This is a genomic window from Klebsiella sp. JN_Kp121 (assembly GCF_040062145.1).
GTDB classification, from domain to species: domain Bacteria; phylum Pseudomonadota; class Gammaproteobacteria; order Enterobacterales; family Enterobacteriaceae; genus Klebsiella; species Klebsiella aerogenes.
The window spans coordinates 73,533-86,997 of sequence record NZ_JBEAHX010000028.1; the positions used below are offsets into that span (position 1 = coordinate 73,533).

Here is a 13,465-nt window from a genome sequence, read left to right on the forward strand (position 1 = left end):
ACCCCTGTAATTAATGAGTCAAATGAAGGAAGGCCGCACCGCGCATACCTCCGGCGTCGCCGTGACGCGCGCGCTCAATGCGCGGCACCCGGGCGACCGGAAGCAAATGACGCGGCAGGCGCTGCGCCAGCCCTTCGGTTATAGCAGTAAAATTAGATAATCCGCCACCCAACACCAGCAGATCCGGATCGACAATGGTGAGGATATTGCCCAGACAAACGGCCAGTAGATCGAGATAACGCTCGACGTGCTCCCGCGCCTGCGCATCACCCTGCAGCCACAGGTCGACGATCTGCGGCGAAGTTAAGGATTGCTGATAAAAATGCTGATACAGCCAGGCGAATCCGCGGCCGGAAAGATAGTTCTCGATGCAGCCGAGCTGGCCGCAGCCGCAACGGGTCAGCGGAAAATCGCGCCCCACCACTTCCAGGGCGTCTACCGGCAGACGAATATGGCCGAACTCGCCGGTGATGTAGCTGTGACCGGTTATCGATTTACCGTTAAGCACGATCCCGCCGCCCACGCCGGTGCCGAGGATTAATCCCATCACCAGCGGATATTGAGTAAATTCATCATCCCACGCTTCAGATAACGCAAAGCAGTTGGCGTCATTATCAAGACGCACTTCACGCCCCAGGCGCGCGCTGAGATCAACGCGCAGCGGTTGGCCGCTGGCGGCGGGTACGTTGGCGGCATACAGCTTGCCGTCCGCGGTTTCCGGCATGCCGGGGATACCAATACCGACCGCGCCCTCCACGCCAAAGCGCCGATCGGCTTCGCGAACCAGCGCTTCAATCGCCTGCAGGAAAGCCTCATAGCTTTCCGTTGGAGTGGGGACGCGTTTTTCCCACTGCAGTTGCCGGGCGTTATCAAATACGCCCAATGCTATCTTGCTGCCGCCAATGTCAAATCCGTAGTACATTTCAGCCATTCCTCTTATTGGCCCCAACCCCTCATCCTTTGGGCTGTATCTGCTTTCACAGCACTGGCCTAAGGGATGCGGCGTTTGACGGGCCACGACGATAAATTACTGGCCACTCAGCACCCTCGCCGGGTCAATACGACTGGCGCGGCGGGCGGGATACCAGCTGGCCAGCAAACTCAGCAACAGTGCTGTCACCAGCACATAAACGACATCCAGCCAGTGCAATTCAGACGGCAGGAAGTCAATAAAATAGATGTCGCCGGAAAGGAATTTATGCCCGATCAACGCTTCGATACCGTTGATAATCGATGTCAGCTTCAGCGCGGCTATCACGCCGATCACTACCCCGATCAGGCTCCCGACCGAACCGGCCAATAAACCATACCATACGAAAATCGCGCGGATTAAGCCGTCTTTCGCGCCAAGCGTGCGCAGCACCGCAATATCGCCGCTTTTATCTTTCACCGCCATCACCAGCGTCGAGACAATGTTGAAACAGGCGACGCCGATAACCAGTACCATGGCGAGATACATAATGGCGCGGATCATCTGAATATCACGGTACATATAGCCATAAGTGCCGATCCAGCTCTTGATATAGACGTAGCTGTTGGTCACTTCGCCGGCGTCGCGTACCAGCGTATTCGCGTGAAACACGTCGGTGACTTTGATGGCGATGCCGGTCACGCTGCTGCCCATATCCAGATACTGCTGGGCGTCCGCCATTGGGATCATCGCGAAGCTATGGTCCAGTTGGCCGCTCAGTTGCAAAATCCCGGTCACGTGTAGCCTGACGCGTTTCGGCTGCAACAGCTGGTGCTCGGAATCTGAATTGGGAATCATGATCGACACCCAATCGCCCTGCTTCACGTGCAGCGCATCGGCGACGCCTTTACCCAGAATTACCTGTTGCTCGCCGGCCTTAAAGTTGGCCCATGCGTTGTTCTGCACAAAGTTTGGTAGCGAACTCAGGCGGCTCTCCTGCTGCGGATCGACGCCTTTGACCTGAATAGCGCGCATATTGCTGCCGCTCTCCACCAACCCGGTAAAGTTGATATAAGGCGCAGCGGCGACGATGCCTTTCACTTTTTCAACTTTCGTCAGCGCTTCGTTCCAGTTATTCCACGGCTGGTTAACCGGCTCGATTTCGCCATGCGGCACCACCGCCAGAATGCGGTTGTTGAGCTCGCGCTCGAAACCGTTCATCGCGCTCAGGCCGACGATCAGTACCGCCACCCCTAATGCGATGCCGATAGTAGAGATGACGGAAATCAGCGAGACCATACCGCCGCGGCGTCTGCCGCGGCTAAAACGCAGCGCAATCAGTAACGATAACGGTGAAGCCATTACTGGGCCCCCATCAGGGTCAGGTCAGCCGTCAGGCGGCCATCGCGCATCTCCAACTGGCGGTTCATGCGTTTCGCCAGCTGCAGGTCATGGGTCACCACCAGGAAAGCGGTACGCTGCGCCACGTTGAGCTCGCCCAACAGCTCAAAAATACTGTCGGCATTGCGGGCGTCGAGGTTGCCGGTCGGTTCATCCGCCAGTACCAGCCGCGGTTTGTTCACCAGCGCGCGAGCAATCGCCACGCGCTGGCGCTCGCCGCCGGAAAGCTCAGACGGACGATGGTGGCTACGGTGTTCCAGGCCGACCGCCTGCAGCATCGCTTTCGCCTGGCGTTCGATATCCGCCGCTTTTTTCTTGCCAATCAGCAGCGGCATCGCCACGTTTTCCAGCGCGGTAAAATCCGGCAGCAGATGGTGGAACTGATAGATAAACCCGAGTTCGCGGTTACGCAGATCGGCGCGAGCCGCGGCGGAGAGCGAACTCATCGGCTGACCGGAGAAAATAACATCGCCGGAGGTCGGCGTATCCAGCCCGCCAAGCAGGTGCAGTAGCGTACTTTTGCCGGAGCCTGAAGAGCCGACAATCGCCATCATTTCACCCTCTTGAATGCTGAAGCTGACATCGTGCAGCACATCGGTTTGCACGTTGCCTTCCTGATAGCGTTTGCACAGGTTGTCGCATTGCAGCAGGATCTTATTCATAACGTAAAGCCTCAGCGGGTTGGGTGGCGGCAGCGCGCCAGGAAGGATACAACGTAGACAGCAGGGCCAGCGCCATCGCCACCAGAGCGATAATAATCACCTGCAGCGGCTCAATCGCCACCGGCAGGGCCGCGCCGTCCAAAAACGCGCCGATAATCGGCATTAAATTATTCAGCTGGCTGGCCAACAGCACGCCGAGCAGCGCGCCAAGCAGCGCGCCCACTATCCCGGCGCTGGCGCCCTGTACCATAAAGACGGCCATGATCTGCCGCGGCGTCAGCCCCTGGGTCTGCAGAATAGCCACCTCGCCCTGCTTCTCCATCACCATCATGCCAAGCGAGGTAATAATGTTAAAAGCGGCAACGGCGACGATCAGGCTCAGCAGCAGCCCCATCATATTTTTTTCCATCCGCACGGCCTGGAACAGCTCGCCTTTACGCTCACGCCAGTCCTGCCATTTGGTGCCATCAGGCAGCTTCTGTTGACTGAGCGTATCAACCTGCAGCGGTTGGCTGAGCCACAGACGCCAGCCGGTAATATTGCCCAGCGGATAGCGCATCAGGCGGGAGGCGTCATCAATGTTGGTCAGCATTTGATAGCCATCGACTTCGCTGTTGGCGGCAAAGGTGCCGATGACGTTAAACAAACGCTGGCTCGGGACACGGCCCATCGGGGTAAACTGGCTGGCGGAAGGCACCATCACGCGAATTTGATCGCCGCGGTTAACCCCCAACTGACCCGCCAGCTGTTCGCCGAGAATGACGTTATATTTGCCGGCCTGCAAATCGCTTTGTTTCACGTTCACCAGGTAAGGCGTCAGCGGATCTTTTTGCGCCGGGTCAATACCCAGCATCACGCCGACGGCGACGCTGCGGGCGCTTTGCAGCACCACATCACCGGTGGTGATCGGCGCGACGCGCGTCACGCCCTGCAGCTTAACGGCGCTTTCCGGCATTTTTTGCGGGTTGATAGAGCCCTGCTGGGCGCTAATGATAGCCTGCGGCATCAGCCCCAGGATGTTGTTTTGCAGCTCGCGCTCAAAACCGTTCATCACCGACAGGACGGTCACCAGCGCCATCACGCCAAGCGTAATGCCGATGGTCGAAAGCCAGGAGACGAAACGGCCGAAGCGGTCGGCTGCGCGCCCGCGCATGTAGCGAAGGCCGATAAATAGTGCGGCAGGTTGGTACATGTAATCCATCTGGTTGCTGATAGCCGATGTTCGAGTATATATGGCATAGCCCAACGCGTAAATCGCTGATACGGTAGATTTTTTCGCCAAAATAACAAAATAATAGTTTTAAATCAGAAAGTTAATTTAGAGTGTATATATTTATCAATCGCCACGCGCTGTAGAAAACATGGCGCAGAAGGCCATTCGGGTTGGCGAAATCAGACCAATTGCGGATAATCAGAGACATTGAATATCAGCAATTTGCCCCTACATCGAAGAGCGAGTTGGCCGACTGCGGCCAAACAGTACACACAATCGCCTGATGGGATAGGCGCTAAGGGATCCTGACAACCGTTATGCCTGAACAATATCGCTATACTCTGCCGGTCAAAGCCGGCGATCAGCGCCAGCTTGGCGAACTCACCGGCGCCGCCTGCGCCACGCTGGTAGCCGAAATGGCCGAACGCCATCATGGCCCGGTGGTGCTGGTGGCGCCTGACATGCAAAACGCCCTGCGTTTGAATGATGAAATCAGGCAATTTACCGATAGCATGGTGATCGGCCTCGCTGACTGGGAAACCCTGCCCTACGATAGCTTTTCGCCACATCAGGATATTATCTCTTCGCGCCTTGCGACTTTATACCAGTTGCCAACCATGCAGCGCGGCGTGCTTATCGTTCCGGTCAGCACTCTGATGCAGAAGGTCTGCCCGCATAATTATCTGCACAGTCACGCGCTGGTAATGAAAAAAGGGCAGCGTCTGTCGCGCGATGCGCTACGCACGCAGTTGGACAGCGCCGGTTACCGCCATGTCGATCAGGTAATGGAACACGGCGAATACGCGACCCGCGGCGCCCTGCTCGACCTCTTCCCGATGGGCAGCGAGCAGCCCTATCGCCTCGATTTCTTTGATGACGAAATAGACAGCCTGCGGTTATTCGATGTTGATAGCCAGCGTACTCTGGAAGAAGTCGAGGCCATCAATTTGCTGCCGGCGCATGAGTTCCCAACCGACCAAGCGGCGATCGAACTGTTCCGCAGCCAGTGGCGCGATCGCTTTGACGTGAAGCGCGATCCGGAACATATCTACCAGCAGGTAAGCAAAGGTACCCTGCCTGCCGGGATCGAATACTGGCAACCGCTGTTCTTCAACGAGCCGCTGCCGCCGCTGTTTAGCTATTTCCCCTCCAGTACGCTGATTGTGAATACCGGCGATCTGGAGCACAGCGCCGAGCGTTTCCAGAATGAAACCCGCGCCCGCTTTGAAAACCGCGGCGTCGATCCGATGCGCCCGCTGCTACCGCCGGAACAACTGTGGCTGCGCAGCGACGAACTTTTTAGCGAGCTGAAAAAATGGCCGCGGGTCCAGTTAAAAACCGAGCGTCTGGCGGAGAAAGCCGCTCATACTAATCTCGGCTATCAACCCCTGCCCGAGCTGGCGATTCAGGCGCAGAATAAAGCGCCGCTGGACAATCTGCGTCGCTTCCTTGAATCCTTCAGCGGCCCGGTGATTTTCTCCGTTGAAAGCGAAGGCCGCCGCGAGGCGCTGGGCGAGATGCTGGCGCGCATCAAAGTTGCGCCAAAACATATATTGCGCCTGCAGGAAGCCAGCGGCAATGGTCGTTTCCTGATGATCGGCGCCGCCGAGCACGGATTTATCGACAGCCAGGCTAATCTGGCGCTGATTTGCGAAAGCGATCTGCTGGGCGAACGCGTCGCCCGCCGTCGTCAGGATTCCCGCCGTACCATCAACCCCGATACGCTCATTCGCAACCTGGCGGAACTGCATATCGGACAGCCGGTGGTGCACCTTGAACATGGGGTGGGTCGTTATGCGGGGATGACCACCCTCGAAGCCGGGGGCATCAAAGGCGAATATCTGATGCTGACCTACGCCAACGACGCCAAACTGTACGTCCCGGTATCGTCACTGCATTTGATTAGCCGCTACGCCGGCGGCGCGGAGGAAAATGCGCCGCTACACAAACTGGGCGGCGATGCCTGGGCGCGGGCAAGGCAAAAAGCGGCGGAGAAAGTGCGCGACGTGGCCGCCGAACTGCTGGATATCTACGCCCAACGCGCGGCCAAAGAAGGCTTCGCCTTTAAGCATGACCGCGAGCAGTATCAATTATTCTGCGACGGTTTCCCGTTCGAAACCACACCAGATCAGGCGCAGGCAATCAACGCCGTTCTCAGCGATATGTGCCAGCCGCTGGCAATGGACCGCCTGGTCTGCGGCGACGTTGGCTTCGGGAAAACCGAAGTGGCGATGCGCGCCGCCTTCCTCGCCGTCGAAAACCACAAACAGGTGGCCGTGCTGGTGCCGACCACCCTGCTCGCCCAGCAGCACTACGATAACTTCCGCGACCGCTTCGCCAACTGGCCGGTACGCATTGAGATGCTATCGCGTTTCCGCAGCGCCAAAGAGCAGGCGCAGATCCTCGAACAGGCGGCAGAAGGTAAAATCGATATTCTGATCGGCACCCATAAGCTGCTGCAAAATGAAGTCAAGCTGCGCGACCTGGGGTTATTAATCGTCGATGAAGAACACCGCTTCGGGGTGCGTCATAAAGAACGCATCAAGGCGATGCGCGCGGACGTCGATATCCTGACGCTGACCGCCACGCCGATCCCGCGTACGCTGAATATGGCGATGAGCGGAATGCGCGATCTGTCCATTATCGCCACCCCGCCAGCTCGCCGTTTGGCGGTAAAAACCTTTGTCCGCGAATATGACGCGCTGGTGGTTCGCGAGGCGATCCTGCGTGAAGTCCTGCGCGGCGGTCAGGTTTACTATCTGTATAACGATGTTGAAAATATTCAGAAAGCGGCGGATCGTCTGGCTGAACTGGTACCGGAAGCGCGAATTGCCATCGGTCACGGCCAGATGCGCGAACGCGAACTGGAACGGGTGATGAATGATTTCCATCACCAGCGTTTTAACGTGCTGGTCTGTACGACAATTATTGAAACCGGCATCGATATCCCGACCGCCAATACCATCATCATTGAGCGCGCCGATCACTTCGGCCTTGCCCAGCTGCACCAGCTGCGCGGCCGTGTGGGCCGTTCGCACCATCAGGCCTACGCCTGGCTGCTCACCCCGCATCCGAAAGCGATGACTACCGACGCGCAGAAACGCCTGGAAGCTATCGCTTCGCTGGAAGACCTCGGCGCCGGCTTTGCCCTCGCGACCCACGATCTTGAAATTCGCGGCGCCGGCGAACTGCTGGGAGAAGGTCAGAGCGGACAGATGGAAACTATCGGCTTCTCGCTGTATATGGAACTGCTGGAGAACGCCGTCGATGCCCTGAAAGAGGGTCGCGAGCCGTCGCTGGAAGATCTCACCAGCCAGCAGACGGAAGTGGAGCTGCGCATGCCGGCGTTGCTGCCGGATGACTTTATTCCCGACGTGAACACCCGTCTGTCGTTCTATAAGCGTATCGCCAGCACCAAAAACGAACACGATCTGGATGAGATCAAAGTCGAGCTGATCGATCGCTTTGGCACATTGCCGGATGCGGCGCGTAATTTGCTGGATATCACGCGCCTACGCCAGCAGGCGCAAAAGCTGGGGATCCGTAAGCTGGAGTGCAATGAAAAAGGCGGCGTGATCGAGTTTAACGAGAAAAATAATGTGAACCCGGTCTGGCTTATCGGTCTGCTGCAGAAGCAGCCGCAGCATTACCGGCTGGATGGGCCAACTCGTCTTAAATTCTTCCAGGAGCTGGATGAGCGTAAAACACGTATGGACTGGGTACGCCAGTTTATGCGTCAGCTGGAAGAAAACGCCACCGCTTGATAAAAAAGAGATGCGGTTGTCAGAACCGCATCTCTTTACCTGTCACAGTTAGCAAACTTTACAAACATTTTGCAATCCACCTGGATTTCCCAACACTCTCCCGCGCCATAATTGACATTGATTATCTTATAAAAATAACCATTTGTTTATTGTGGAATTATGGTAATGATAAATATCTCGCGTGTTTCAACCTGGCTTACGGCATTCGCTCTCGCGGCGACGCTGGCCCTTCCCGCCCGCGCCAATACCTGGCCGTTACCGCCGAGCGGTAGCCGTCTGGTCGGGCAGAATCAGTTTCATGTAGTGCAGGATAACGGCGGATCGCTGGAAGCGATTGCCAAAAAATACAACGTTGGTTTTCTCGCGCTGCTGCAGGCTAATCCCGGGGTCGATCCTTATGTGCCGCGCGCCGGTAGCGTGCTGACCATCCCGCTGCAGACGCTGCTGCCTGACGCCCCCCGTGAAGGTCTGGTGCTCAATATCGCCGAGCTGCGCCTGTACTACTATCCACCTGGACAGAATAGCGTGACCGTTTATCCGATAGGTATCGGCCAGCTTGGCGGCGATACCCTGACCCCGACGATGGTCACTACCGTTTCCGATAAGCGCGCCAACCCCACCTGGACACCAACCGCCAACATCCGCGCGCGATATAAAGCGATGGGGATCGATTTGCCGGCCGTAGTCCCTGCCGGGCCGAATAACCCGATGGGACATCACGCGATTCGTCTCGCGGCCTACGGCGGCGTCTATCTACTGCACGGCACCAACGCCGATTTTGGTATCGGGATGCGCGTCAGTTCAGGCTGTATCCGCCTGCGCGATGCTGATATAAAGTCTCTGTATAACAAAATCACGCCGGGCACCAGGGTGAATATCATCAACGAACCTATCAAAGTTTCGGTAGAGCCAAACGGTACCCGTCTGGTGGAAGTCCACCAGCCGCTGTCCGAACATATCAATGACGATCCGCAGACGCTGCCAATCGTCCTGAATGCCGGCATGAAGAACTTTAAACAGGCACCGCAGACCAATCAGCAGGTGATGGAATACGCGATGGAGCTGCGCTCCGGAATGCCGGTCGATGTGACCCGCCATCAGCTTCCCGCTGAGCAAGCCATGTAGTGCATTTCCGGATGGTAGAATGTAAAAAACCCGCCAGGCACGGCGGGTTTTTTTGTGGCAATCGCCAGCTTCGCTGACGAGGTTTCGCGGGGCGCGGTCCCATGAAGGGGTGTGGACCGCGTCGCGAGAGTGGCATAACAAAGGGAACGACTTTTACTGCTTACTACACGCGTTCTGCTGAAGGGGGTCAGGAACGCGTTTTGTCAGTGGCATGACAGGGGTTACAACATTTATTTATAGATAACTGCGGTACCGTGCAGGGTATTAGGACCGGTTACCGAGGTAATACGGTAAGAGGTCGCCCCCATCTCGTCGGCTTTCTGCGCCAGCTGCTCTTCAAGCGAACCCAGATTGGTGCCGGCGGATGCGGAAACGGTACCGATTTTATGTTGACCTGCTGGGGTGGATTGCACCTCAACAGCGGCGAAACTTGCGAATGAGAGTGAGCTCAGTACGGCAGCAAGTGCCAGTTTTTGGACGTTTTTCATGATTATTATACCTATGCAGATGATTTTTATAGTAGGGTCGCAAGAATTAACTTAACGATCGATAGGTAAATGATAATGTGATCCAGGTCACAGGTCAACTCATTTTTATAACGATCATTTAACTATTTATAAAATGCTTAATTTTCATACATATATGAATTATTTATTTTTGGACTTCTGCCGCTGGTAGCGTGACGCGTTTATTTTTATAATGGCCGTTCAACAACCCAACATAGGTACAACGGCATCATGACAACTGACGTTCAAAGTTGCGCAAAAAAAAGCCGTGGCCGACCTAAAGTGTTCGACAGGGACGCGGCGCTGGACAAGGCCATGACACTTTTCTGGCAGCACGGCTATGAAGCAACTTCGCTGGCCGATCTCGTCGAAGCGACCGGTGCGAAAGCCCCGACGCTATACGCCGAGTTCGTGAACAAAGAAGGCTTATTCCGCGCGGTGCTGGATCGCTACATTTCCCGCTTCGCCGCCAAACACGAAGCCCTGCTATTCGATGACCACAAAACCGTCGATCAGGCGCTGCGCGACTATTTCACCGCTGTCGCCACCTGCTTTACCAGCAAAGATACCCCGGCAGGCTGTTTTATGATTAACACCTCCGCGGCGCTGGCCGCCTCTTCAACCGATATCGCCAACACCATTAAGTCGCGGCACGCGGTGCAGGAACAAACGTTGACGCAATTTTTACAGCAGCGTCAGCAACGCGGCGAACTCCCTGCACAGGGAAATGTCTTGCAGCTGGCGCAGTTTTTAAACTGCATGCTGCAAGGAATGTCGATCAGCGCGCGCGAAGGCGCTGATTTTGCCACCCTGAAACAGATTAGTGACACGACGCTGCGCCTGTGGCCGCAAATCCTGCAACCTTAATCCCCTACCGGCGACCGTCGTTCGCCGGTTTTTTCCCTTCTGCTGAATACCCTTACTTTTCTCAACATTTTCATTATGTTGATTTGTTGTAAATGATATTGATAACGATAATCAATATGTGCAAAATTCGCATTTGTCTTTCTATATGTTTCACGCTGTAACAGCCGCGCCTGTGGCTGAAAAAAATAACAACAGTAATGACTAACTCATATCAAGGAATGCGAATGAACAAGCGCCTCTGGCTGCTCAATCCTCTGCTGCTGGCCACCGCCCTGCCAGCCTTTACCGCGCAGGCCGCCGATGAAGATGATATTATCGTCAGCGCCAACCGTAACCACCGTACCGTCGCCGAGATGGCGCAAACCACCTGGGTGATTGAAGGCCAGGAGATTGAGCAACAGGTTCAGGGTGGTAAAGAGTTTAAAGATGTCCTCGCGCAGCTGATCCCCGGGATAGATGTCAGCAGCCAGGGGCGTACTAACTACGGCATGAACATGCGCGGACGCGCCATCGTCGTGCTCATCGACGGCGTGCGTCTCAATTCATCGCGTACCGATAGCCGCCAGCTTGATGCCATCGATCCGTTTAACATCGAACATATTGAAGTTATTTCCGGCGCCACGTCGTTATACGGCGGCGGCAGTACCGGCGGTCTGATTAATATCGTCACGAAAAAAGGCCAGCAGGAACGCCAGGTGGATCTAGAGCTGGGTGGTAAAACCGGCTTTGCCAATAGCAACGATCATGATGAACGAGTAGCGGCGGCCGTCAGCGGGGGTACCGATCATGCTTCCGGCCGATTGTCGGTGGCCTATCAGCGCTTCGGCGGCTGGTATGACGGCAACAATGACGCGCTGATCCTCGATAATACGCAAACCGGCTTACAGCATTCGGACCGACTCGACGTGATGGGTACCGGAACCATCGAAATTGATGACCAGCGCCAGCTCCAGCTTGTCACGCAGTACTATAAAAGCCAGGGCGATGATTATGGTCTGAATTTGGGCAAAGATATGTCTGCGGTACTTGGCGAAAGTAAAGCCTGGACCTCTAACGGGCTTAACTCCGATCGCGTGCCTGGTACCGAGCGTCATTTGATCAGTCTGCAATACTCCGACGCCGACTTCTTCGGCCAGAATCTGGTCAGCCAGATTTATTACCGCGACGAATCACTGACCTTCTACCCCTTCCCGGCCCTGAGCAAAGGGCAAATCAGCAGTTTTTCCGCTTCACAGCAGGATACCGATCAGTACGGCGCTAAGATCACCTTCAACAGCCAGCCGCTGACGGGATGGGATCTGACCTGGGGCGTTGATGCCGACCATGAAACCTTCAACTCCAACCAAATGTTCTTCGACCTGGATAAAGCAATGGCTTCCGGCGGCCTGAATAATCAGTCAGCCTACACCACCGGCCGCTATCCAGGCTACAGCATCACCAATCTCGCGCCGTTCCTGCAAACCAGCTATGACCTGAACGACATCTTCACCCTTAGCGGCGGCGTGCGCTATCAATGGACGGAAAACCGCGTCGATGATTTTGTCGGCTACGCGCAGCAGCAGGATGTCGCTAAAGGCAGATATCAGTCGGCGGATGCCATTCCTGGCGGTAAGACCGATTATGATAACTTCCTCTTTAATGCCGGGATCGTCGCCCACATTACCGAACGCCAGCAGACCTGGTTTAACTTCTCTCAGGGCGTCGAACTACCGGATCCGGGCAAATATTACGGTATCGGCAGCTACGGCGCCGCGGTCGACGGCCATCTGCCGCTGGTCTCGAGCGTTAACGTCGGCGACTCGCCGCTACAGGGGATCAAAGTTAACTCCTGGGAGCTGGGCTGGCGTTACACCGGCGACAACCTGCGCACCCAGCTTGCCGCTTATTACTCGACATCAGACAAAACCATCGTAGTTAACCGCAGCGATATGACCATTGATGTGCAATCGGATAAACGACGCATTTACGGCGTGGAAGGCGCGGTGGACTACTTCGTGCCTGATAGCGACTGGAGCCTGGGCGCTAACTTCAACGTGCTGAAATCGCAAGTAAAAACCGATGGCAGTTGGCAGAAGTGGGACGTCACCCTGGCCTCGCCGTCGAAAGCCACCGCCTGGGTCGGCTGGGCGCCGGACCCGTGGTCGCTACGCGTGCAAAGCCAGCAGGTATTTGATTTAAGCGATGCCAGCGGCAATAAGCTTGATGGGTACAATACCGTCGATTTTATCGGTAGCTATTTGCTGCCGGTGGGTAAACTGACCTTTAGCATCGAAAACTTGCTGAACGAAGATTACGTCACCATCTGGGGACAGCGCGCGCCGCTATTGTACAGTCCAACCTATGGCAGCGCCGGGCTGTACGAATATAAAGGCCGTGGCCGGACCTTCGGCCTGAACTACGCGTTAACGTTCTAATAAAAAAAGCCCCTCAGCCTGAGTGATTGAGGGGCTAATAGCTTAAAACTGCTGTTTTACGCTTTGTTATTCAGAATCAGCTGACCGTTGCTGTCCAGCGGGATTTGCGCCCCCGGCTGGTGGTCCATGCGGATTTTGCCCTGCTGGTCGCCGATTTTATAGGTGACATCATAACCGAGCATTTTTTCCGACTTGTCGTAAACCGTCTTACAGCGCTGCTGGGTGGTGGTATAGGTGTCGTTATCCTGCATCGAGCCCTGAATTTGGTTACCGGCATAGCCGCCGCCCAGCGCGCCAACCACGGTAGCGACATCACGCCCTCGCCCGCCGCCAAACTGGTGGCCAATCACGCCCCCGGCGACCGCGCCGAGAACGGAACCGGCAATACGGTTTTCATCCTGCACCGGACGACGATGGGTAACGGTCACGTTACGGCATTCCTGGCGCGGCGTTTTTATGCTTTCTTTTATCGGCGTACTGGACACCACTTGCGCATATTGCGGGCCACGATCTAATACATTGAGACCGGCAACGGCGGCGACGCCCAACGCGGCGGCAACGCCAATCCCAATACCCGCCAACATTGATTTATTCACGGGAATT

General features: G+C 56.0%; 10 protein-coding genes and 1 pseudogene. 5 read left to right on the forward strand and 6 right to left on the reverse strand.

Features of this window, described 5'->3' with window-relative positions; all coding sequences use genetic code 11:
- Positions 1-10: 10 nt before the first annotated feature.
- The 4 genes from nagK to lolC form a co-directional block, all read right to left on the reverse strand.
- Entirely contained in the window at positions 11-922 is a 912-nt protein-coding gene (nagK, locus tag ABLU86_RS19515; RefSeq protein ID WP_047079593.1) for an N-acetylglucosamine kinase, read from the reverse strand.
- A 105-nt stretch (positions 923-1,027) separates the two neighbouring features.
- Positions 1,028-2,272, reverse strand: a complete 1,245-nt coding sequence (gene lolE, locus ABLU86_RS19520) for a lipoprotein-releasing ABC transporter permease subunit LolE (protein WP_015367167.1) — start codon at positions 2,270-2,272, stop codon at positions 1,028-1,030.
- Positions 2,272-2,973 (reverse strand): lipoprotein-releasing ABC transporter ATP-binding protein LolD, encoded by a 702-nt coding sequence (gene lolD / locus ABLU86_RS19525; RefSeq protein ID WP_015367168.1) that lies wholly within the window; start codon positions 2,971-2,973, stop codon positions 2,272-2,274. Before lolD ends, lolE begins: the two co-directional genes overlap by 1 nt.
- A complete protein-coding gene (gene lolC, locus ABLU86_RS19530; protein ID WP_015705053.1) occupies positions 2,966-4,165 on the reverse strand; it encodes a lipoprotein-releasing ABC transporter permease subunit LolC in 1,200 nt (399 codons plus the stop codon). Before lolC ends, lolD begins: the two co-directional genes overlap by 8 nt.
- Before the next feature lie 338 nt (positions 4,166-4,503).
- Between lolC and mfd the strand changes: the two genes are divergently transcribed.
- Both mfd and ABLU86_RS19540 read left to right on the forward strand, forming a co-directional pair.
- Positions 4,504-7,950: a transcription-repair coupling factor gene (gene mfd / locus ABLU86_RS19535; protein WP_046883763.1), complete on the forward strand. Its 3,447-nt coding sequence runs from the start codon at positions 4,504-4,506 to the stop codon at positions 7,948-7,950.
- Positions 7,951-8,115: 165 nt separating this feature from the next.
- Positions 8,116-9,075: a L,D-transpeptidase family protein gene (locus ABLU86_RS19540; protein WP_015705051.1), complete on the forward strand. Its 960-nt coding sequence runs from the start codon at positions 8,116-8,118 to the stop codon at positions 9,073-9,075.
- 230 nt (positions 9,076-9,305) lie between these two features.
- Here ABLU86_RS19540 and bhsA read toward each other — a convergent pair whose 3' ends face one another.
- Positions 9,306-9,563 (reverse strand): multiple stress resistance protein BhsA, encoded by a 258-nt coding sequence (gene bhsA, locus ABLU86_RS19545; protein ID WP_015705050.1) that lies wholly within the window; start codon positions 9,561-9,563, stop codon positions 9,306-9,308.
- A 124-nt stretch (positions 9,564-9,687) separates the two neighbouring features.
- Between bhsA and ABLU86_RS19550 the strand changes: the two are divergent.
- The 3 genes and pseudogenes from ABLU86_RS19550 to ABLU86_RS19560 all read left to right on the forward strand — a co-directional run.
- Positions 9,688-9,750, forward strand: a pseudogene (locus ABLU86_RS19550) (hypothetical protein); the annotation flags it as partial.
- A 62-nt stretch (positions 9,751-9,812) separates the two neighbouring features.
- Positions 9,813-10,448: a TetR/AcrR family transcriptional regulator gene (locus ABLU86_RS19555; protein WP_015705049.1), complete on the forward strand. Its 636-nt coding sequence runs from the start codon at positions 9,813-9,815 to the stop codon at positions 10,446-10,448.
- 224 nt (positions 10,449-10,672) lie between these two features.
- Positions 10,673-12,862, forward strand: coding sequence for a TonB-dependent siderophore receptor (locus tag ABLU86_RS19560; protein ID WP_230132934.1), 2,190 nt, complete (start codon positions 10,673-10,675; stop codon positions 12,860-12,862).
- A 56-nt stretch (positions 12,863-12,918) separates the two neighbouring features.
- Here the strand turns inward: ABLU86_RS19560 and ABLU86_RS19565 are convergent, their stop codons facing one another.
- Positions 12,919-13,458: a glycine zipper 2TM domain-containing protein gene (locus ABLU86_RS19565; protein WP_048228651.1), complete on the reverse strand. Its 540-nt coding sequence runs from the start codon at positions 13,456-13,458 to the stop codon at positions 12,919-12,921.
- Between the last annotated feature and the right edge of the window lie 7 nt (positions 13,459-13,465).

Bases quoted from the DNA above. Each gene is read 5' to 3' on its own strand.
- lolE (WP_015367167.1), bottom strand. From the start codon at position 2,272: ATGGCTTCACCGTTATCGTTACTGATTGCGCTGCGTTTTAGCCGCGGC.
- mfd (WP_046883763.1), top strand. From the start codon at position 4,504: ATGCCTGAACAATATCGCTATACTCTGCCGGTCAAAGCCGGCGATCAG.
- lolC (WP_015705053.1), bottom strand. From the start codon at position 4,165: ATGTACCAACCTGCCGCACTATTTATCGGCCTTCGCTACATGCGCGGG.
- lolD (WP_015367168.1), bottom strand. From the start codon at position 2,973: ATGAATAAGATCCTGCTGCAATGCGACAACCTGTGCAAACGCTATCAG.
- ABLU86_RS19555 (WP_015705049.1), top strand. From the start codon at position 9,813: ATGACAACTGACGTTCAAAGTTGCGCAAAAAAAAGCCGTGGCCGACCT.
- nagK (WP_047079593.1), bottom strand. From the start codon at position 922: ATGTACTACGGATTTGACATTGGCGGCAGCAAGATAGCATTGGGCGTA.
- ABLU86_RS19540 (WP_015705051.1), top strand. From the start codon at position 8,116: ATGATAAATATCTCGCGTGTTTCAACCTGGCTTACGGCATTCGCTCTC.
- ABLU86_RS19560 (WP_230132934.1), top strand. From the start codon at position 10,673: ATGAACAAGCGCCTCTGGCTGCTCAATCCTCTGCTGCTGGCCACCGCC.
- bhsA (WP_015705050.1), bottom strand. From the start codon at position 9,563: ATGAAAAACGTCCAAAAACTGGCACTTGCTGCCGTACTGAGCTCACTC.